Annotated in this window: 21 protein-coding genes and 1 pseudogene; 12 read left to right on the forward strand and 10 right to left on the reverse strand. The window is 69.6% G+C overall.

Features of this window, described 5'->3' with window-relative positions; all coding sequences use genetic code 11:
- Positions 1–152: 152 nt before the first annotated feature.
- Positions 153–1,118, forward strand: a complete 966-nt coding sequence (locus K8V84_RS20170; RefSeq protein ID WP_304077306.1) for an FkbM family methyltransferase — start codon at positions 153–155, stop codon at positions 1,116–1,118.
- A 45-nt stretch (positions 1,119–1,163) separates the two neighbouring features.
- On the opposite strand, the gene K8V84_RS20175 is transcribed toward K8V84_RS20170, so the two are convergent.
- Positions 1,164–1,862 carry an alpha/beta fold hydrolase gene (locus tag K8V84_RS20175; protein WP_304077309.1) on the reverse strand — a complete coding sequence of 233 codons (699 nt, stop codon included), beginning with the start codon at positions 1,860–1,862 and terminating at the stop codon, positions 1,164–1,166.
- Between the two features lie 132 nt (positions 1,863–1,994).
- Here K8V84_RS20175 and K8V84_RS20180 point away from each other — a divergent pair, with 132 nt between their 5' ends.
- Both K8V84_RS20180 and K8V84_RS20185 read left to right on the forward strand, forming a co-directional pair.
- The gene (locus tag K8V84_RS20180; RefSeq protein WP_304077312.1) at positions 1,995–3,254 is read left to right on the forward strand and encodes a DNA recombination protein RmuC; all 1,260 of its coding nucleotides are present in this window, start codon (positions 1,995–1,997) and stop codon (positions 3,252–3,254) included.
- A 336-nt stretch (positions 3,255–3,590) separates the two neighbouring features.
- Positions 3,591–4,199, forward strand: coding sequence for a DUF6542 domain-containing protein (locus tag K8V84_RS20185; RefSeq protein ID WP_304077357.1), 609 nt, complete (start codon positions 3,591–3,593; stop codon positions 4,197–4,199).
- Between the two features lie 25 nt (positions 4,200–4,224).
- Here K8V84_RS20185 and K8V84_RS20190 read toward each other — a convergent pair whose 3' ends face one another.
- The 5 genes from K8V84_RS20190 to K8V84_RS20210 form a co-directional block, all read right to left on the reverse strand.
- Complete coding sequence (locus tag K8V84_RS20190; RefSeq protein WP_304077314.1) at positions 4,225–4,467, reverse strand: exodeoxyribonuclease VII small subunit; 243 nt, start codon at positions 4,465–4,467, stop codon at positions 4,225–4,227.
- Positions 4,468–4,469: 2 nt separating this feature from the next.
- Positions 4,470–5,900, reverse strand: coding sequence for an exodeoxyribonuclease VII large subunit (xseA, locus tag K8V84_RS20195; RefSeq protein ID WP_304077316.1), 1,431 nt, complete (start codon positions 5,898–5,900; stop codon positions 4,470–4,472).
- Between the two features lie 157 nt (positions 5,901–6,057).
- Entirely contained in the window at positions 6,058–6,912 is an 855-nt protein-coding gene (locus K8V84_RS20200; RefSeq protein WP_304077318.1) for an SDR family oxidoreductase, read from the reverse strand.
- Between the two features lie 118 nt (positions 6,913–7,030).
- Positions 7,031–7,579, reverse strand: coding sequence for a TetR/AcrR family transcriptional regulator (locus K8V84_RS20205; RefSeq protein WP_304077321.1), 549 nt, complete (start codon positions 7,577–7,579; stop codon positions 7,031–7,033).
- A gap of 108 nt (positions 7,580–7,687) precedes the next feature.
- Positions 7,688–8,350 carry a hypothetical protein gene (locus K8V84_RS20210; protein WP_304077323.1) on the reverse strand — a complete coding sequence of 221 codons (663 nt, stop codon included), beginning with the start codon at positions 8,348–8,350 and terminating at the stop codon, positions 7,688–7,690.
- A 298-nt stretch (positions 8,351–8,648) separates the two neighbouring features.
- Between K8V84_RS20210 and K8V84_RS20215 the strand changes: the two genes are divergently transcribed.
- A complete protein-coding gene (locus tag K8V84_RS20215; protein WP_304077326.1) occupies positions 8,649–9,620 on the forward strand; it encodes a 4-hydroxy-3-methylbut-2-enyl diphosphate reductase in 972 nt (323 codons plus the stop codon).
- Positions 9,621–9,716: 96 nt separating this feature from the next.
- Positions 9,717–9,836: pseudogene (locus K8V84_RS20220) on the forward strand (VOC family protein); the annotation flags it as partial.
- 24 nt (positions 9,837–9,860) lie between these two features.
- On the opposite strand, the gene K8V84_RS20225 reads toward K8V84_RS20220, so the two are convergent.
- Positions 9,861–10,436, reverse strand: coding sequence for a DUF4245 domain-containing protein (locus K8V84_RS20225; RefSeq protein ID WP_304077329.1), 576 nt, complete (start codon positions 10,434–10,436; stop codon positions 9,861–9,863).
- Between the two features lie 49 nt (positions 10,437–10,485).
- Positions 10,486–11,136, reverse strand: a complete 651-nt coding sequence (locus K8V84_RS20230) for a TetR/AcrR family transcriptional regulator (RefSeq protein WP_304077360.1) — start codon at positions 11,134–11,136, stop codon at positions 10,486–10,488.
- 172 nt (positions 11,137–11,308) lie between these two features.
- Here K8V84_RS20230 and glpX point away from each other — a divergent pair, with 172 nt between their 5' ends.
- Both glpX and K8V84_RS20240 read left to right on the forward strand, forming a co-directional pair.
- A complete protein-coding gene (gene glpX / locus K8V84_RS20235; RefSeq protein WP_304077332.1) occupies positions 11,309–12,334 on the forward strand; it encodes a class II fructose-bisphosphatase in 1,026 nt (341 codons plus the stop codon).
- A gap of 364 nt (positions 12,335–12,698) precedes the next feature.
- The gene (locus K8V84_RS20240; protein WP_369696647.1) at positions 12,699–14,177 is read left to right on the forward strand and encodes a hypothetical protein; all 1,479 of its coding nucleotides are present in this window, start codon (positions 12,699–12,701) and stop codon (positions 14,175–14,177) included.
- 66 nt (positions 14,178–14,243) lie between these two features.
- Here the strand turns inward: K8V84_RS20240 and K8V84_RS20245 are convergent, their stop codons facing one another.
- Both K8V84_RS20245 and K8V84_RS20250 read right to left on the reverse strand, forming a co-directional pair.
- A complete protein-coding gene (locus K8V84_RS20245; RefSeq protein WP_304077338.1) occupies positions 14,244–15,068 on the reverse strand; it encodes an ABC transporter permease in 825 nt (274 codons plus the stop codon).
- A complete protein-coding gene (locus K8V84_RS20250; protein ID WP_304077341.1) occupies positions 15,065–15,997 on the reverse strand; it encodes an ABC transporter ATP-binding protein in 933 nt (310 codons plus the stop codon). Before K8V84_RS20250 ends, K8V84_RS20245 begins: the two co-directional genes overlap by 4 nt.
- Before the next feature lie 404 nt (positions 15,998–16,401).
- On the opposite strand from K8V84_RS20250, the gene K8V84_RS20255 reads away from it, so the two are divergent.
- The 5 genes from K8V84_RS20255 to K8V84_RS20275 form a co-directional block, all read left to right on the forward strand.
- On the forward strand, positions 16,402–17,388 hold the full coding sequence (locus K8V84_RS20255) for a lytic polysaccharide monooxygenase (RefSeq protein WP_304077343.1): 987 nt from the start codon (positions 16,402–16,404) through the stop codon (positions 17,386–17,388).
- A 339-nt stretch (positions 17,389–17,727) separates the two neighbouring features.
- Complete coding sequence (locus K8V84_RS20260) at positions 17,728–18,072, forward strand: RNHCP domain-containing protein (protein ID WP_304077346.1); 345 nt, start codon at positions 17,728–17,730, stop codon at positions 18,070–18,072.
- Positions 18,073–18,074: 2 nt separating this feature from the next.
- Complete coding sequence (locus tag K8V84_RS20265) at positions 18,075–18,506, forward strand: RNHCP domain-containing protein (RefSeq protein ID WP_304077349.1); 432 nt, start codon at positions 18,075–18,077, stop codon at positions 18,504–18,506.
- Between the two features lie 137 nt (positions 18,507–18,643).
- Entirely contained in the window at positions 18,644–20,032 is a 1,389-nt protein-coding gene (locus K8V84_RS20270) for a class II fumarate hydratase (protein ID WP_304077352.1), read from the forward strand.
- 146 nt (positions 20,033–20,178) lie between these two features.
- Positions 20,179–20,588 (forward strand): serine/threonine-protein kinase (locus K8V84_RS20275; protein WP_304077355.1); only part of this gene is annotated, 410 nt, incomplete at its 3' end.

The raw sequence follows: 20,588 nt of genomic DNA on the forward strand, positions 1-20,588 counted from the left end.
CCAGTGCACAGGCCTGGCTACTCAGAGTAGGTTCGGAGTGCGAAGCCGGGCACCTCGGACGGAGAGACGGAGACGTCCGAACAAGCACACAGATCGGACGACGAGGTGATCGGCCGCCACCACGGCACCATTCTTTGGGGGAAGAGGACACTGTGGTCCACGACCAACTGCGCGCACTCGTGCGCCGATACCCGATCGTGCGTTTCGCCACCCGCCGCATCCGCGTCCACCTGCCCAGACGACTCGGTGGCCTCGACCCCGCCCGTGTCCCGCCCCGCCACCGCCGACTCACCCTCACGCTCCCTCGAACCGCGAGCGACACACGTGGCCTGGGCCCGGACCGGGTCGAACTCCAATTGCCGGGCGACCTGACGGTCCCCCGCCGCCTGGCCAACGGAGGACTGTCCCGACACGAACCCGACAGCCTCGCCTGCTTCATGGCGATCCTGGACCACACCGGGCCGGGCGCGGTCCTGGACGTGGGCGCGGGGGTGGGCGTGTACGCGATGCTCGCGGCCGCGCGTTCGCGTCGACCCGTGTTCGCCTTCGAGCCCACACCCGAGCTCGCCGCGGCCGCGCGCTCGATGTCGTCCGCGGCCCACCTCGGCTTCGGTGTGGTCGAGTTGGCCCTGAGCAACCACAACGGCACGGCCCGGCTCCAGCGGGCACTGCACAACGACATGTGCAATCAGGTCGTGCGCAACGGACGCCCCGGCCTGCACCACCTGACCGTCGAGGCCACGACCCTGGCCCGGTGGAACGAGTCTGCGGGCAGCGTCCCCACCATGGTGAAGATCGACACCGCGGGGAGCGAACCCGAGGTGGTGGCCGGCGGACTGGAGATCCTGCGCCGCTTCCGGCCCTGGATGCTCGTCAAGGTCCGGCCCGATCGCGGCCTGGAGGAACGCCTGATGGCCCTCATGGAACCGTTGGAGTACCTGTGGTTCCCGGTCGCCGGTGACCCTCCCTACGACCCCCGCACCCAGATCTGCGGGCGTGCCTCACCCGCCTGGGAGCGAATGTGGTTGCTCGCCCCCGAGGAACCGCCGAAGGCCTTCTGGGGCTCGCTGCGCGAGTGGCGCACCGCGCTGGAGTCCTGCGGAGGCGACGGGCACTGACCCGCGTGCGCCCGTCGGGGAACGGCCCCGACGGGCACGGCTCCCCTAGATCCAACCCTCCAGGGTCGAGAGCAGACCCGGCAGGTCGTCCCGGTGGACGCAGTGTCCGGCGCCTTCGATGGTGCGCACGGTGAACCCCCTCTCGGCGAGGGTCCGTGCCCCGTCCGAACCGATCGGCGAACCCTCGCCCGCGATCACCGCCAGGGTCGGTACCTCGGCGGCCTTGGGGAAGTTGTCCACTCCCGCCACCTCTCGGCCCGTCCAGGTGAGGAATTCCGGGTCGGCCGCCGCGAACCCCTCCAGTTCGATCCGTACGTCCTGCTCGCTCCAGCGTGGATGGAGCTCGCGCACCTGGGCCGCGTCCGCGGTGGCCAACACCCGACGCAGCCTCCGCGCCCCCTCCTCCGGCATGGGCGGGATCCAAAACGCCGGGTCGATGTACACGGCCCGGTCGGGGCGCAGGTGGTCCAGGGCCTGGGACAGGGCCACACAGCCGATCGAGTGCCCCATGACCAGGTCGGCGCCGGCCGGCAGGGTGTCGACCAGGTCCTGGCGCAGTGCCTCCATGGAGTACTCGCCGCGTGGGCTTCGGCCGTGGCCTCGCAGGTCCACCCCGATCACCCGGTAGCCGCGCTCGACCAGGGTGTCCTCCACCGCGTGCCAGGTGCGGTGCAGGGCGGCGACGCCGTGCACGAGCAGGGCCGCGCGTTCACCGTCACCTCGGGTGTGTGTCGCCAGACGCATGCGAGGCCTTTCGCCGGGGTCGATCCCCAGTGTCGGCAGGAGTCCCCGAAAAATCCAGGGGCGGTCCGACACCCCGTGGAAAACGTCCGCCATCGGCCACATCCCCGCGCTCTCTACGGGAACATGGGCCCCATGGACGGCCTTCTACTCGTACTCATGCTCCTCATCGGTATCGCCATCGGAATCGCGGTGGGATCGACCCTGGCCCGCGGACGCGACGCCCAGGCCCGGGCCGATGCCCGGGCGGCGGAGGAACGCGCCGCCTACGTGGAGGAGCAGCTCGCCGACCGGTTCCGGGCGATGTCCTCGCAGGCCCTGGACCAGACCAACCAACGGTTCATGGAGCTGGCCGAGGGGCGGTTGCGGGCGGTCGGCGCCGAGGCGGGCGGCGACCTGGACGAGCGGCGCCGGGCGGTGGAACGGATGGTCGAACCGCTCACCCAGACCCTGAGCCGTGTGGAGAGCCGGCTGCGGGAGGCCGACGCCGGGAGGGCCGCGGCGCACGCCGAGCTCGCCAAGCAGGTCGAACTCGTGCGCGAGGGTTCCGAGCGTCTGCGCGACCAGACCCAGTCCCTGGTGACGGCGTTGCGTCGGCCCGAGGCCCGCGGCAGGTGGGGCGAACTACAGCTGCGCCGGGTGGCGGAACTGGCCGGGATGGCCGCGCACTGCGACTTCCAGGAACAGGCCGTGGCGGGCGCGCACCGACCCGACATGGTGGTGCGGCTGGCCGGCGGCAAGAACATCGTCGTGGACTCCAAGGTGCCACTGGCCGCCTACTTGGACGCGGTGGAGGCCGGCGAGGGGCCGGGCGCGGAGGAGCGGCTGCACGCACACGCCAAGCACCTGCGCACCCATGTGGACCAGCTGGCCGCGAAGTCGTACTGGGCGTCGTTCACCCCGTCGCCGGAGTTCGTGGTGCTCTTCATCCCGGGCGAGGCGTTCCTGGCTCCGGCGTTGGAACGCGACCCCGGGTTGCTGGAGGAGGCCATGGCCCGGCGCGTGCACATCGCGACGCCGACCACGCTCATCTCGCTGCTGCGGACCGCGCAGTACGCCTGGCAGCAGGAGGCGTTGAGCGAGAACGCTCGCGAGGTGTTCGACCTGGGCAAGCAGCTGCACAGTCGCCTGTCGACCCTGGGCGGACATGTGGAGGGGCTGGGCCGGGCACTGACCCGGACGGTCTCCGCCTACAACCAGACGGTGGGTTCCCTGGAGAGTCGGGTGCTGGTGACCGCGCGGCGGTTCGGCGAGCTGGGGCTGGTCGACGGCGAACTGGACCGACTGTCGGGGTTGGAGGAGCGCCCTCGCGGGGTGTCCTCGCCGGAGCTGAGCGAGAACGGGCTCGACGGGGTCGCGACGAACGGGGCCGGTCGAGGTGCGGAGGCGACCTGAAGGCGTGGGCCGGACGCCAACGACTCGGGCATCCGTGGCGTGTCCGACGTGAACTCCCTCAAGTCCGACGGTATTCGGTGTGCGAGTAACGGATAGATGGGCATGACCCAAACCGGGACCAAGAGGTTCGGACACAGAGAGTGACGAACCACCCAAGTCGCGGGAACCGGCCCGAACCGGTTGGGGTCATCTCGGCGTCCAAGGGGTGGAAGGCACGATAGTCCCGGAACGGGCAAGTGGCCGAAATGACAACACGATCCCGTGAAAGACACCCGGAGACTCACTAGAAGTGACACACTAAACACTGTGAGTAACAAACTTGGGAGGCGCACGACCATGCCCCCGCGCAAGTCCGACGGTCCGGAGCCCGGACAGGCCCCGTATTTCGTGCGGTCCAACGGTCGTGGCCGGGACGTTTCGAGCGCGTCCAGAACACGCGGCCGAGCCACGACCACCAAGAACACCACCGCGGGGCGGGCCGGATCCACCCGGGCCACCACCGGACGCGGCGCCCCCGGCGGGACCACGCCGCCCGGGATCGTTCGGCCGCCCCGGCTGACCGGACGCGGTGCGGTCCTGATCATCGTCCTGGGCAGCTTCGCCGCAACGATGATCGCGAACCTGGCCTCCGCCCCGATCGTCCCCGGCATCATCTTCACGCTCGCCTGCCTGGCCACCGCCGCCCTGGTCCGCCCGGCCGATCTGCTCTCACTGTCGGTGAGCCCGCCGATCGCCTACTTCATCGCGGTGGTCGGTGCGGAGAGCGTGCTCGCCGCCGGCAACGAGGGTTTCGCCCGCGTGCTCATCCTGGGCCTGGCCTCCCGGCTCGCCGAGGTCGCGCCCTGGCTGTTCCTGGGCACCGCACTCGTACTGGTCATCGCCGTCTTCCGGGGCCTGCCCGGTAACCTCCGGTCCCTGGGCGACGAACTCAACGGACGCGGCTGAGCGACCCCCGACACCCGTGTAACGGTCAGAACGGGGTGTCCGGGTCCGCGGGCGCGTCCTCGCGTCGCTCGTCCATGGCGGCGGCCAGCTTGGCGCGGGCGCCCTCCAGCCAACGCTCGCAGATCCGCGCCAGTTCCTCCCCGCGCTCCCATAGGGCGAGGGACTCCTGGAGGGTCAGGCCACCCGACTCCAGCTTCCGAACGACCTCGTTCAGCTGTTCCCGGCTCTCCTCGTAGCTCGGTTCCGGGGCCTCGTTCGTCTCGGTCATGCCTACTCCCCCTCGGTGTTCTCGGTCGTGGTCTTCTTCGCGGTGCCCTTGGCGCCGGTGGACTTCGAGCCGGTGCCCTTGGTTGCGCCGGTCTTGGCGCCGGCACCCTTCCTTCCGGTACCGCCGGCCTTCTTCGTCGCGGTGGATCCCTCGGCGGAACCCTTGCGGGCCGGGGACCTCTCCTCGGCCGCCTTCTGCGTCGGTTCCGGTCCGGCCGCGGGGTCGGTGTCCACCTCGTCCACGGTGGCGGTCAGGCCGTCCTCGGCGAATCGCAGCCGCAGCTTCTCGCCCAGCTCGGGCTCGGTCGCCGAACGCACCACCGAACCGTCCTCTCGCTGCACGATCGCGTACCCACGGGCCAACGTGGTGGCCGGGGACAGCGCGTGCAGGCGCGCCTCGGTGTGCCCCAGCCCCTCCTCGGCCCGATCCAGCGAGATCGTCAGGCTGCGTCGGGCCCGGTCGCGCAGCTCCAGGACCTGCTCGGTGAGGCGTTCGGTCTCACGAACCGGATCGACCAGCACCGGGCGGGCCCGAATGCCCGCCAGCCAGGTGAGTTCGCGTTCCAACCCGCCGCCGATCACCCGGCGACCGCGGTCGCGCAGCTGTCGGATGATCTCCAGCTGCTCCCCCACGTCCGGGATGGTCTTCTTGGCGGCGTCGGTGGGGGTGGAGGCACGCACGTCGGCGACGTGGTCCAGCAACGGAGTGTCCTGTTCGTGCCCGATCGCGCTGACCACGGGTGTGGCCGCCGCGGCGACGGCGCGCACCAGTGCCTCGTCGGAGAAGGGCAGCAGGTCCTCCATGGAGCCGCCACCGCGGGCGATGACGATGACGTCGACCTCGGGGCGCGCGTCCAGATCGCGCAGGGCCTCGATGACCTCACGGGTGGCGCGGTCGCCCTGCACGGCCACCGGACGCACCTCGAAGCGCACCGCGGGCCAACGGCGGCGCCCGTTCTCCAGGACGTCGCGCTCGGCCGCCGAGTCCCGACCACAGATCAGGCCCACGGTGTTGGGCAGGAACGGCAGGGGGCGCTTGCGTTCGGGGGCGAACACCCCCTCGGAGGTGAGGGTGCGGCGCAGCTGTTCGAGCCGGGCCAGTAGTTCGCCGATGCCGACGTGCCGGATCTCCCGGGCACGCAGCGAGAACGTACCTCTGAGTTGGTAGAAGTCGGGCTTGGCGTGGACGACCACGCGGTCGCCGGGGCCCGGTGGTGGGTCCTGGCGGCGCAGCACGGAGGTCTCGCAGATGACCCGGACCGAGGCGTTGGCGACGGGGTCGCGCAGGGTCAGATAGCTCATCCGCCCACGCGAGTTGAGTTCGGCGACCTGACCCTCGACCCAGATCGCGCCCAGGCGGTCGATCCAACCTCCGACCGCCTGGAGCACGGCCCGGACCGGTTGCGGTGACTCCGCGGAACTCTCCATACCCATGGCTACAGAGCCTAGGCCAGGGTGGCGACAGTTCCCGATTCGCCGGGGTCGACGGTTCGGCGCGAACCGGTCGGCCGACGTGGAGCGCCGGGGCTCGACGGAGGTCGCGAAGAAGGACGGCAGGCGCGTGACCGCGCGGACCCGAAGAGTGCGGCGGTCAGGCCCGGCCGAACGCGACGGCGTGGTCGCGGGCGAAGTCGGTGACGTCGCGCGCGGGGCGTCCGGTCAGGTCGGCGACGCCGGTGTGCACCTCGGCGGCCTCTCCCCTGGCGTAGTGGGCGTAGTCCTCGACGAGGCCCTGCAGTTGCCATGGTGGAAGCACACCGAAGAGCGCTTCGGAGAACTGCTCGTCGGTGGCCTCGTGGAAGGTGATCTCCCGCCCTGTGGCCGTGGACAGGGCGCGGGCGATCTCGTCGTGGGTCACGGCCCCGGGGCCGGTCAGGGTGTAGGTCCGACCCGTGTGACCGTCTCCCACCAGTGCCTCGGCCGCGGAGGCCGAGATGTCGCGGGTGTCGATCGCGCTCACGGCCGCGCCGCCGATGGGAGCGGCGAACCACCCCTGGTCGATGGTCGCGGCGAAGCCGAGCAGGGCCTGTAGGTAGAGGTTGGGGCGCAGCACCGTGTGGTCGATGCCCAGCCGTCGCACGTGTTCCTCGACCTCGGCGTGCCAGCGCAGGAACCGCACCGGCGAGTCGACGCGCGCGGCGTACTGGGAGAGCAGCACGAGGCGGCGCGCCCCGAGCTCGTGGGCGAGGTCGGCGAACCGGATCTGGAGGGCGGCGGCGTCCTCCTCGGAGGGGCTGTTGAGGAAGGCCGCGTCGACGCCTTCGAGTGCGGCGGCGACCGATTCGGGATCCTTGAGGTCGGCGACGACGGTCTCGGCGCCGGGCACGGAGCGTCGGGGGTCGCGGGTCATTGCGCGGACGGTGACACCGCGCGCCCGCAGTTCGGGGATCAGGGCCGAACCGATGGTCCCGGTGGCTCCGGTCACGAGCACGGTGGGCGGGTTCATCTCGAGGGTCTCCTTGTGCGTGGATGGCGTCGAGGTGGTTTCCTCGGCGCGGTTAATTAGTGAGTAGTCACTATCAATAGGCGAACAAAGGCGGACCGGACCCGCCACGGGAGAAGGTTCAGTTCCCGGAGGACAGGAAGCGGTCGGCCCACTCGTCGGACTCGGCACGGCCGGGCAGTCCGATCGAGGCCGCCACCATGTAGAGCATTCCGTCGGCGAAGAATTCGTGGGCCTGGTCGGTGTCGACCTTCGGCAGCGCCTCGAAACGCTCGAAGACGTCCCGCGTCCACCTGTGCATCACGTCGCGGATGTCGGGATCGTTGGCGGCCGCGTACCCCTGGAGCAGGATGAGCATCACCTCGCGGCGCTCCATCAGCACGCCCCAGCCGTCCGACATGACCCGCAACGGATCCTCTTCGGCCCTCTCCCCCGGCACGAGCATCTCCCGCTCGATGTCGGCGAAGGTCCTCTCCAGTACCGCGACGAAGAGTTCCTTCTTCGTGGAGTAGACCCGAAAGAGGTTGGGGTGCGAGATCTCGACGTCCTTGGCGATGGCCACGGTCGAACCGCCGTGGAACCCCTTGTGGCTGAACTCCTTCAACCCCGCCGCGAGGATCTGCTCGCGACGCCGCTCGATTCCGACCCGTGGTCTCCGCCCTGTCGTCATGGTTGATAGTAAACGCTCACTACCAAATGGGCGTCAACCCCTCACGGAAACGAAAAAGGGGCGAGGGTTCGGGCCCTCGCCCCATCTTCCGCTTCCGCGAAACCGCACTCAGGCTCCGGTTTCGGCCTCGAGCTTGGCGATGCGGTTGTCGTACATCTTGATGAACTCGGGACGACCCTGGTGGGCCACCTCGTAGGCGCGCAGGTCGCGGACCTGTTCGATGGTGAGCTTGCGCAGGCGGGCCCGGATGGACGGCAGGGTGAGCTCGTCGTAGGTCGGGACGGCCAGGTCCTCGACCGCCGGGGCGTTGCCCTTGCGGACCTTCTCCAGGACCTCGTCGCCGGCGACGGTGGTGTGCGCCTCGGCGGCGTTGAGCTCCTCGGCCAGCACGGAGCCGTCCTCGGCGAGGTCGGCGGTGGCGGGGGCGGGGGGTTCCTCCCGGGGTTCCTCGACCAGCTTGGCGGCCTCGGGGGCCTCGGTGGTCCCGGTGGAGTCCTTCTCGGGGGCGGGGGTCTCCGTGGGGGCGGAGGCCTCGGTGACCGGCTCGGGCTTCTCCTCCGCTTCGGTCTTCTCCTCGGTGGGCTTCTCCTGCTCCGGGGAAGCCTCGGGGGTGGTCTCCACCTCGGCGCTCTCCTGCGCCGTGGTCTCGGACGCGGGGGCTTCGTCCTTCTTCTCCGGCTGCTCCGGAACGGTCGTGACGACCGGGTCCTTACGCCCGAAGATGCCCTTGATGAAGGAGGTCAGCTTCGTGGCGATGGTCGGGTTCGACATAGGACGGGGGCTCCTGATGCTCTCGGCGTTGGGCCGGCGGCGCGCGTCCAGCAAACCAGGCAAGGCCGAGTTGAGGGCGAACCGCCTCATAACTGATGCGATTGGTGAACCAGGATAGATGAGGGAGGATCACCATTAGCGGGCCGGAAGTGAACGATTTCGCCACGTCGCGGCCCGACCGGGTACGTTCTGTTGCGGCGACGTCACCTGGTCGTGGTCTCCACCATAGGCCTGACCTCGACGGTGCCGTATCCCACACCCGCTCCCACATCCCACGATCGCACCTAGGATGTATGCCATGACTGCGATGACGACTGCCACGAACCAACGTCGTGTGCTCCTGGCCAACCCCCGGGGCTACTGCGCCGGTGTCGACCGAGCGGTCATCACCGTCGAGAAAGCCCTTGAGCAGTACGGCGCTCCGATCTACGTGCGCAAGCAGATCGTGCACAACACGCACGTCGTGCGCACGCTGGAGGAGCGCGGCGCGATCTTCGTGGAGGAGACCGAGGAGGTGCCCGAGGGCGCCATCGTCGTGTTCTCCGCCCACGGTGTATCGCCCGCCGTCCACGAGCAGGCCGAGAAGCGTCAGCTCAAGACCATCGACGCCACGTGTCCCCTGGTCACCAAGGTCCACAAGGAGGCGAAGCGATTCGCCGCCGAGGACCGCGACATCGTCCTCATCGGCCACATCGGCCACGAGGAGGTCGAGGGCACCAGCGGCCAGGCCCCCGAGAACATCCAGATCGTGGAGAGCCCGGACGAGGTCGACAAGGTCCAGGTCCGCGACCCCAACAACGTGTCCTGGCTGTCCCAGACCACCCTCTCGGTGGACGAGACCAACCAGACCGTGGACGCGTTGCGCAAGAAGTTCCCGAACCTGCTGGCCCCGCCCAGCGACGACATCTGCTACGCCACCTCCAACCGCCAGGACGCCGTCAAGGCCATGGCGCCCGAGTGCGAGCTGGTCATCGTGGTGGGTTCGGACAACTCGTCCAACTCCGTGCGCCTGGTCGAGGTCGCCCTCGACGCCGGCGCGAACGCCTCCTACCTCATCGACAACGCCACCCTCATGGACGAGGCCTGGCTGGAGGGCGTCACCACCGTGGGTGTGACCAGTGGTGCGTCCGTCCCCGACATCCTGGTGCGCGAACTCCTCGACAAGCTCTCCGCACACGGGTACGGCTCCGTCACCCCGGTGACCACCGCCGAGGAGACCCTCACCTTCTCGCTGCCCAAGGAGCTGCGCCGCGACCTGCGCGCCGAGTAGCACCCGAGACGAGAAACGACCCGTACGACGAACGGGCCCCGAGGAACCACGAAGGTCCCTCGGGGCCCGTTTCGTGTGCGGGTCGCGGGCGGGGCGGGGCTCGGCGCCACCTTCGTCGGCGACCACCGAGAGCCGGACGGCTCGGGGTGGGCGATCCCGGCCGACCCCGAGGGCAACGAGTTCTGCGTACTGCGCAGCGCCTCCGACCGGCGGGCCATGGAACAGAGCCCCGACCAGGGATCAGGAGCCCTCGGGTTCCGTCTCCTCCTCGGAGGCCTCGTCGTCCTTCTCCGGGACGGGGTGGGTCTCCATGTGTTCGGCGAGGACGGCGAACTCGTCCAGGGAGGTACTGCCGGAGATGATCAGGGTCCGGTCGTCGTCGCTCTGGACGAGGGCTCCCCACTCGTCGGACTCGAACTGCTCCCACTCCTGGTCGGCGACCATGACGGAACCGACCGGTTCGGCGTCCTTGACGTGGTCGGCGATCACCTTGTCCGGGTCACCGTCGCTCTGGGTCAGCATGGCGTGGCTGTCCTGCGGGGTCGCGAAGCCGATGCTCCACGCCACCGGACCGGTCACGTCCAGGTGGGAACTGGTGGGTGTCCACCCTTCCGGCATGTCCTCCGAGGGTGCGGTCACCTCGTAGTCGGCGGACTGACGCATCACCTCGATGTCCGGGCGGTAGTCCACGGTGGGGATGTTCTCGCCCGAGCGCGTGGATACAACGAAGGCCATCACCAGGATGATGCCGACGACGACCCCGAGGGAGATGGCGTAGTTCTTGAAGGTGGCGTTGGCCCTGCTGTTCTCACTCATGACCTGTCCAGCTTGCCCCAGGTCCGGAGCCACTTGGACCCGGGGTCCCTCAAGTGGGGTCCGGGGTGGTGGCCTCCGGGGACGGGGTGGTCTCCTGGCGACGGTTGCGGGGTTCCAGTTCTGTGAGCAGGCCGGTGATGTCGGCGGCGAGCCTGTGCGCGTCGACGTCGTCGCGGTAGACCACCTCGGCGACGGCCAACAGCATCGCTCCGCTCACCACGATCAGCAGGGCCTCGTCCACCGGCTCGTCGGCCTTGCGGAACAGTGCCACGTTGCGGTCGGTCCACTGGGTGAGCCGCGACCGCAGTTGGTAGTCGAAACCGGGAGGCCCGTCGCCGCTGAAGAACAGCCGGGTGGTCTCCCTCTCCTCGATGGCGCCGAGCAGGTAGGCGTGGGCCGCGATGTTCATCAGCCGTGTGGGATCACTCTCACCTTCGGCGCGCGCGTCACGCACCGCCTGGTGGGTCCGCTCCTGTTGCCGCTGCTGGAACTCCTCGTACAGCGCCAGGTACAGGTCCGCCTTGCCGGTGAAGTGGTGGTAGAGGCTGCCCACGCTGGCACCCGCGACCGAGACGACCTCGCTCACACCCGCCTTCGCGAACCCCACCGTGCGGAAGACCTGGGCCGCCGCCTTCAGCAGGGAGGTGCGGGTGGCCGCGCCTCGCGAGGAGACCCGCGCGGGCTTGTCCGTCTTGTCCACTGTCACGCCCTCACTCCTGTCCGGGTCCCCGCCAGGGTAGACCGTTACAGGCCCCCGAGGTGCGACCACGTCCCTGTTGGACCCGCCCCACCCACGATGACCAGGAAACACCCGGGGTGACTACCCTAAGACGTGAACTCCACCCTGTTCACAGACGGAAGGTGTCACCTCCATGTCGCAGCCCGGTAGCCCGTCCACGCAGCCCTCGGTACCCGACCGAAACCTCGCGTTGGAACTGGTCCGCGTCACCGAGACCGCCGCACTGGCCGCTGCCCGTTGGGTCGGCAAAGGTGACAAGCTCGGGGCCGACGGCGCCGCCGTGCGCGGAATGCGCCACATGATCAGCACCGTGTCGATGAACGGCACCGTGGTGATCGGCGAGGGCGAGAAGGACAACGCCCCCATGCTCTACAACGGCGAGCGCGTCGGCGACGGCGGTGGCCACGACTGGGACGTGGCGGTCGACCCGATCGACGGCACCACCCTGGCCGCCATGGGCATGCCCAACGCCATCGCGGTGATCGCGATGAGCCCGCGCAACACCATGTTCGACCCCTCCGCGGTGTTCTACATGGAGAAGCTGGCCACCGGCCCCGAGGCCGCCGACGTGGTGGACATCGCCGCGCCTGTCGCCGACAACATCGCCGCGGTGGCCCGGGCCAAGGGCAAGTCACCGCAGGACATCACGGTCGTCATCCTGGACCGTCCGCGCCACAAGCAGTTGGTGCAGGACGTTCGGGACGCGGGCGCGCGCATCAAGTTCATCAGCGACGGTGACGTGGCGGGCGCCATCATGGCGGCCCGTCCCGGGACGGGTGTGGACCTGATGCTGGGCATCGGCGGCACCCCGGAGGGCATCATCACGGCGTGCGCGATGAAGTGCCTGGGCGGCGTCATCCAGGGTCGGTTGTGGCCCAAGGACGACGAGGAGCGTCAGAAGGCGATCGACGCCGGGCACGACCTGGACCGTGTCCTGTACACGGACGACCTGGTCTCCTCCGACGACGTGTTCTTCGCCGCGACCGGCATCACCGAAGGCGAGATGGTGGACGGGGTGCGCTACGAATCCACGGGTGTGATCACCGACTCGCTGGTCATGCGCGGCCGCAGCGGCACCGTGCGCCAGGTGCGCAGCGAACACCGGCTGAGCAAGCTCTCCGCCTACAGCGGGGTCGACCTGACCTCCGCTCCGGAGTAGGTCCAGGGCCGCTTTCACCCCGTCACCGGCGCCGCTTCGGCGGCGTCGGTGCTGTTCCCGGGGTTGTTCTCGGAACCTTCCGGCCTCCGACGGCGTCTCAATGCACACTGGCCGCGCGGCCGGTGATCCCTTCTTCAGCACCATCCTCGTCGGAGGTCCGATGTCCTACCCTGATCCCTCGCAGCAGCCGCAGTGGCAGCCACCGCAGCAACCGGGGCAGGCGTTCCCTCCGGCACAGGGCCCCCATCAGGGCTTCCCCCAGGGGCCTCCCCCGCAGGGTCCCGGTCAGGCCGGACCGCCCTTCCCCGGTGGCCCTCAGGGTCCGGGGCAGCCTCCCTACGGCGGCCCGTACCAAGGTGCCCCGGTGCCACCCGGTGGTGGTGGCGGCGGGCGCCGTAAGTGGCTGATACCCGCGGCGGCCGTCACCGCCGTCGTCGTCATGGCCGGCACCGTGTGGGCGACCGTGTCGTTGGTGAACTTCGGTGGCCCCCAGCCCGAGTCGGTGCTGCCGGGCAACTCCGTCTCCTTCGCCAAGGCCGACCTCGACATCGATGGTTCCCAGGCCGTGGACCTGCTCCGCTTCGTCGACAGGCTCCCCGCGGAGGTCCGCGAGGAGATGGGCGACGTGGACGAGGACGACACCTCGGCCCCCTTCGCCGAGGCCTTCGCCGATTCCTACGACCTGGACCGGTCCGAGGTCGAGGAGTGGATCGGGAAGAAGGTCGGCGCCGCCGCCTGGATCACCGACGAACCGGAGTTCGATTCCTACGACGGCGCGGTCTACGGGATCGCCCTGGCGGTGAACGACGCCCGCGCCGCCGAGGAGCAGTTCTCCGAGCTGTCCCGGTCCCACGACGTCGAGTACACGATGGTCGACGACTTCGTGGTGTTCACCGACCTGGCCGGTGGGATCGAGGACTACAACGACCAGATGTCGGCCAACGGCGACCTGGAGAGCGACGACACCTACAGCGGTGACCTGAACGGGGTGCCCGGCGGCAGCATCGCCCTGGCCTGGGCCGACCTGGGGGCCCTGGGCCGGATCAGCACCATCGAGCGGGATCTGGCAGCCGAGTTCGGCACCACCGGGTCCCTCCAGGGCCGGATGACCGCCTCCTTCCGGGTCACCGGCGACTACCTGGAGGCGCGGATGGACGTGTTCGGCTTCGAGCTCGAAGGCGCCGACGTCGACTGGCTCGCGGAGGGGTCCGGGAAGAGCCTGGACGCCATCGGCGCCCTGCCGGCGAACTCCACCGTGGCGATGGGCGGCAGCGGCCTGGACCAGATGTTGAGCACCGCCTGGGAGAACGACGAACTTCCGTTGCTCGACGAGCAGGACCGTCAGGAGATGGAGGCGGACATGAACTCCATCGGCGCCCCGCTGCCCGAAGGGTTCACCTCCCTGCTGGGCGGCTCCACCGCCGTCGGGCTGTCCGACTTCGACATGGGCGGGATGGGCGCTTACGGCTCCACCTCCGACCCGACGGTCGTGTTCCGTGCCGTGGGCGGTGACGCCGACGCTCTGAGCTCGTTCGTCGACGAGGTCGTGGCCGACCCGTACGCCTCCGGCCCGACCCCGACCGTGAGCGAGGACGGCGACGCCGTGGTCGTCAGCAGTGGAAACCCCGGCAGTGGCGTGCTCGCCGACGACGAGGTCTTCCAGCAGACCATGGCCGGCATGGACGACGCCGTGATGGCCGCCTACGTGGACATGCGTCAGGCCGTCACCACCGACGACGTCCGGTCCCCCGAGCAGTGGGGCGCGCTCGGCCTGGGGCTGAGCGTGGCCGAGGGCGGCGAGCGTGCCGTGGTCGAGCTGCGTTGGGCGCCCAGCGGATCCTGACCCCTAAGGGCACATGAACCGCGCGACGGCGCGGCGAGGACGGTTCCTCGCCGCGCCGTCGGCGCTTCAGTCCACGACCCGGCGGCGCATCTGGAACGCGGCCAGGTTCCACATCAGATAGGCGAACCCGGCCAGGACGGCCACGTGCAGCAGGGCGGTCCCGAGTCCCAGTCCACCGAACACGGCACCGCGGATGAGTTCGACCGCGTGAAAGAGGGGGTTGGCCATGGCGGCGGCCTGCACCCAGGCGGGCAGCTCGGTGATCGGGAAGAACGTCCCGGCCACCAGGAACAACGGGGTGAACAGGCCGCTGAACACGTAGTCCATGGAGCGTACCGAGGTGATCACCGCGGAGATCCAGATGCCGAACAGCGCGAAGGCGAACCCGGCCAGGAAGGCGACGAAAGGCACCAGCAGCATGCCGGGGCCCGGACGCAGTCCGAAACCGATGGCGACGAGCAGCGGCACACAGCCGTAGACACCGGAGCGCAGGGCCAGCCACAACGCTTCCCCGGTGACCAACTCGCGCACGTCGACCGGGGCGGCGAGGATGCCCTCGTAGGTGTGCAGAAAGCGGCGCTTGATGAAGGTGTTGATGACCGCGGGCATCATCGACTGGAACATCACCGACACTGCGACGATGCCGGTGCCGAGGAAGTCGATGTAGCTGTACCCGGCCAGGGTGCCGATCAGGGCGCCCATGCCGAAGCCGAAGCAGAGCAGGTACAGCGTGGGTTCGACGACCGCGGCGAAGGTGGTGGCCCGCCAGGACCGTCCGTAGAGGATCCACTCGCGGGCGACCACGCCCAGGACGGCGTCGGTCTCGAAACGACCGGGGCGGGCGTGATGCTCGGGGCGGGCGTCCGCGCGTTGTTGTCGTGTCAGGCTCATGCGACCGCCTCCCCGGTCAGGGTCACGAAGACGTCCTCCAGGTTGGCGGCGCGTCGTTCGGGTTCGCCGAGTCGGTCTCGAAGGGAGTCGGGGATCTCCTCGGCGCGCAGGACGGACAGGCTGGTGCCGGTGCGTCGGGTGTCGAAGCCCTCCCCCCGGACGAGGGTCTCCAGTTCGGCGATCCCGCCCGACCCCTGGGGCGTGTACTCCTCCACCGTGGCGCCGGCGTACTTGGCGACGAGGTCGACCGGGGTGCCGCGTTCGATGACGCGTCCCCTGGCCATGAGGGCGACCTCGTCGGAGAGGCGTTCGGCCTCCTCGATGTAGTGGGTGGACATCAGGACGGTGACGCCCTCGTCGCGCAGCGCGGAGATGACTCCCCACAGGTCCTGACGCACCTGCGGGTCGAGGCCGACGGTGGGTTCGTCCATGAGGACGAGTTCGGGTCGGTGCAGCAGGGCCCGGACGATGAGCAGCCGGCGGCGCATGCCCCCGGACAGGTCGTCGACGGGGGTGTCGGCGCGGTCGCTCAGTTGGGCCAGGCGCAGGGTGCGTTCGATCGCCTCCCGACGTCGCCGGCGCGGGACCCGGTACAGGAACGAGAACATGCGCAGGTTCTGCTCGACGGTGAGTTCCTCGTCGAGGTTGTCGTGTTGGGGGACGACGCCCATGCGGGCGCGGGCCCACTTGGACTCGGCGGGGATCTCGTGGCCCAGGATCCTGATCGTGCCCTCGTCGGCGATCGCCTGCGCGGTGAGCATCTTCATGGTGGTGGACTTGCCCGCCCCGTTGGGGCCGAGCAGCCCGAGCACGACCCCCCGGGGCACTTCGAGGTCGAGGCCGTCAACAGCGGTGAGGGTGCCGAAGCGTTTGACGACTCCGCTCAGCCGGATCGCCGGCACGTGGCGTCCGGGGTCTGGTGTGGTCATGGGAACACGGTAGAAAATCCTCGGCCGAGATTTCCACTGGTTTTCCGAGTGGATTACGTGTCCGCTTTCGACAGGGTTCGACCATTACGAAATGAGGGCGTCATCGCCCTTTAGGGACAGGCCGTCGCAGCTCGGGCCGATGCCCCACGGTCAACCGAAAACAAACATTACTGATCACGGGGGCACCCGTCAAACACTCAGGTCAGAACCCTTTTATCGACAAAAGCTTCCATTTCGGAATCATGTCTGTATAGTCGCCACCCACACCTTTCGGACGGGCTGGAACCCCCGTGGCCCCTGCGCTCACGGGCTGTCCGAAAGGTGGTCCCCTCCAGCCCGGACGACCGTGCGGGTTCGCGACCCGCACGGCCCCCCGCCGGTCCACGACTTGAGGAGAACCCCCGATGAGGTTCGGACGACTCGCCCGTTCCGCCGCCGTCCTGGCGGTAGCCCCCATCGCCGTCACCGGTCTGGTGGCCGCGCCGGCCCAGGCCCACGGAACCCTCGGCGACCCGATCAGCCGGATCGCCGCCTGCTACGCCGAGGGGCCCGAAAGCCCCCGGTCCCAGATGTGCGTCCGCCTCGTGGAGGAGAACGGCACCCAACCGCTCTACGACTGGCACGAGGTCAACCTCGCCAACGCCGATGGGCGGCACCGCGAGATCATCCCCGACGGTGAGCTGTGCAGTGCCGGACGGGACAAGTACTCCGCCCTGGACAACCCGGGCGACTGGGCGAGCACCGCCGTCACCGAGCTGCCCTCCGGCTCCGAGTACACCTTCGACTACACCGCGGCCGTCCCCCACGCCGGCTACATCGAGTACTACGTCACCACCGACGACTGGGACCCGAGCACCCCGCTGACCTGGGACGAGCTGGAGTCCGAACCGTTCGCCGTGGACGACCAGCCGGTCGCCGAGGACGGCCGCTACACCATGACCGCCCAACTGCCGCAAAAGAGCGGTCAGCACCTCATCTACACGATCTGGCAGCGCACCGACAGCCCCGAGGCGTTCTACAGCTGCTCCGACGTCACCTTCGGTGGTGAGGGCGCGGCGGTGGCCACCGCCGCCGAGCAGACCGAGGCGTTCTCCGTGGACCCGGCCTCCCAGGAGGCCCTGGACCACGCCCACGCCGACCACGCCGCAGAGGCTCCGGCCGACGAGGTGACCGAGACCGAAGAGACCGGGACCGCCGAGGAGCCCGTCGAGGAACAGTCGGACCGGTCCGATGAGGCGGCCACCACCGATCACAGCACGCACGCCTCCGGCGGCACCGAACTGGCCGAGACCGGCACCGCCGTCACCGGCCTGTTCGCCACCGCCATCGCCCTGATGGCCGCCGGCGCGGGCGCCCTGCACCTGGCCCGCAAGCGCCGGGGCGTCGTCTAGCGGATCGGGCGGGCCCGTGGTCGTGACGACGTCGCGACCACGGGCCCGTCTGTGGGCGACCCGGTGCCGGGGCCGGGTGGAAAATCCGTTGCGGGGGTCGGAGGGGCACGGCTACCGTCGAGGGGTCGGAACGGAACACGGACTCGTTCCGGGGTCAGGCGCCCCGGACGTCAGGACAGGTGGGTATGCCCCTGAACGCGCCGAGCGCGCCTCACAACCGCGCGGTCCCGAGCCTGCCCCGAGTCCCCTCGGCCGGCTGAGCCGGAACCCGCCCCGAGTCGAGACCCGCTCGGCACTCTTGCTGATCCCAAGCATGTCCTCTCGGCAAGGAGTTCCCGGGTGTCCAACACCGAACCCGACTTCACCTGCATCCACTGTGGTCTGACCATGTCCGTCATGACCCCTGACGGCGACGAACGCGACCACTGCTCCGGCTGCCTGACCTCACGGCACGTCCACGATCAGTACGACGGCGGCGTCTCCGAGTGCGCCGGACGCATGACGCCCCTGTCCGTCGTGGTCCCCGGCGACGGTCGATGGCGTCTGGTCCACCGCTGCGCGGACTGCGCCGAACTGTCCGAGGGCATCGTCGCCGGCGACGACAGCCCGCTCCCGCTCATGCGGATCGCCGTGCGACCACTGGCCGAACCGCCCTTCCCGCTCGAACTCCTCGGGCGGGTGTGAGCATGGGCCGGCGCAACCACCGCGAGCCCCGGCGACCGCAACGCCGAAAGACCGTGCTGCGCGCACGGGGTGAACAAGGGCGTCGCGCCGGCCCGGAGGCGGAGTCCTTCCGCTGCGCCGGGTGCCGACTCGACGTGCCCGCCCGCGCGGTCGGCTCCGCCCATCGCAACCACTGTCCGCATTGTCTGACCAGCCTGCACGTCGACGGTCGGGTCCCCGGCGACCGGGCCTCCGACTGCCGGGGGCGGATGGGCGCGGTCGGGGTCTTCGCCCGTCCGGACGGAGAGTGGATGCTCATCCACCGATGCGCGTCCTGTGGCGAGTTGAGCTCCAACCGGATCGCGGGCGACGACAACGCCCGGGCCCTGGTCCGGTTGGCGGTACGGCCGCTGGCGGCGTCGGAGGCGGCCCGTCGGGCCCTGGCCCACCTGTGACCGACACGGCGCACCCATGACCTGCACCGATGTCAACATGACACGTGCAACACCGTGAACACCGGGTGAGGTGCGTCGTGTTCTCACGGGTCTGGCAGGCTTGACTTCACAGGTTTTCCCAGGAGAGATGGGTTGTCATGAGTGAGTTCCGTATCGAGCACGACTCGATGGGTGAGGTCAAGGTCCCCGCGGCCGCCAAGTGGCGGGCTCAGACCCAGCGTGCCGTCGAGAACTTCCCGATCTCGGGGCAGGGTCTGGAGAACGCCCACATCGCCGCCCTCGGCCAGATCAAGGCCGCCGCCGCCAAGGTCAACGCCGAACTCGGCGTGATCTCCGACGAGCTCGGCAAGGCCGTTCGCGACGCCGCCCTGGAGGTGGCCGACGGCAAGTGGAACGACGAGTTCCCGATCGACGTCTTCCAGACCGGTTCGGGCACCTCCAGCAACATGAACACCAACGAGGTCGTGGCCACGGTCGCCAAGGAACGCACCGGGCTGGACGTCCACCCGAACGACCACGTCAACGCCTCCCAGTCGTCCAACGACGTCTTCCCGTCCTCCATCCACATCGCCGCCACCTCGGCCGTGCAGAACGAGCTGATCCCGGCGCTGCGCCACCTGGAGGCCGAGCTCACCCGCAAGGCGACCGAGTTCGCCTCCGTGGTCAAGAGCGGCCGCACCCACCTGATGGACGCCACCCCGGTCACCCTGGGCCAGGAGTTCGCCGGATTCGCCGCGCAGGTCCGCTACGGCGTCGAGCGCGTCGAGGCCGTCCTGCCGCGCGTGGCCGAGCTGCCGCTGGGCGGCACCGCCGTCGGCACCGGCATCAACACCCCGGAGGGCTTCGCCGCCCGGGTCATCGCGGAGATCGCCGACAACACCGGCCTGCCGCTGACCGAGGCCCGCGACCACTTCGAGGCCCAGGGCGCCCGTGACGGTCTGGTCGAGCTCTCCGGCCAGCTGCGGACCATCGCGATCGGCTACTGCAAGATCGCCAACGACATCCGCTGGATGGGTTCGGGCCCGACCACCGGTCTGTCCGAGGTCTTCCTGCCCGACCTGCAGCCGGGTTCCTCGATCATGCCGGGCAAGGTCAACCCGGTGCTGTGCGAGGCCATGCTCCAGGTCTCCTCGCAGGTCGTGGGCAACGACGCCGCGGTGGCCTTCGGCGGCGCCTCCGGCAACTTCGAGCTCAACGTGCAGCTGCCGATGATCGCCCGCAACGTGCTGGAGTCGATCCGTCTGCTGGCCAACGTCTCCACGGTCTTCGCCGACCGCTGCGTGGCCGGTATCGAGGCCGACGAGGAGCAGTGCCGGGTCTACGCCGAGTCCTCCCCCTCGATCGTCACCCCGCTCAACCGCTACATCGGCTACGAAGAGGCCGCCAAGGTCGCCAAGCAGTCGTTGGCCGAGAAGAAGACCATCCGCGAGGTGGTCCTGGAGCGCGGGTACGTCAAGGACGGCAAGCTCACCGAGGAGCAGCTCGACGCCGCCCTCGACGTCCTGAAGATGACCAACTCCCGGTAGGTCACCGCGGGACCCTTGTCCGGGCACCTCGCTTCGGCGGGGTGCCCCTCGCACGTCAGGAACCCTTCCACCCCCGCCCCCGTCGGACAATAGAGACAGAACACCCCTTCCCCCGGCTGCACCGGCCCTCTTCGAGAGAGCAACAGATGTCGAGTAACAGCGAACAACGCATCGCCGACCGCTACGTCCTGCGCCGTGAACTCGGCCGGGGCGGCATGGGCATCGTCTGGGAGGCTTACGACACCGCCCTCGATCGCGTCGTGGCGATCAAACAGGTGCTGTTGCCCGGGCACTTCACCGATGCCGAACGAGACGACGCGCACGCGCGGGTGCGACGCGAGGCCCGGTCCGCGGCCCGGGTCAACCACCCCACCGTCATCACCATCCACGACGTCTTCGAGCATGAGCACAACCCGTGGGTGGTGATGGAACTCGTCGAGGGCGGTTCGCTGCAGGAGATGCTCTCGGCAGAGGGCGCCCTGTCGCCGGACCGGGTGGCCGAGATCGCCGTCTCGCTGTTGGAGGCGGTGCGGGCCGCGGACGCCGCGGGCGTGCT

Origin of the sequence: Nocardiopsis listeri (genome assembly GCF_020741345.1) — a bacterium.
GTDB lineage: Bacteria > Actinomycetota > Actinomycetes > Streptosporangiales > Streptosporangiaceae > Nocardiopsis > Nocardiopsis listeri_A.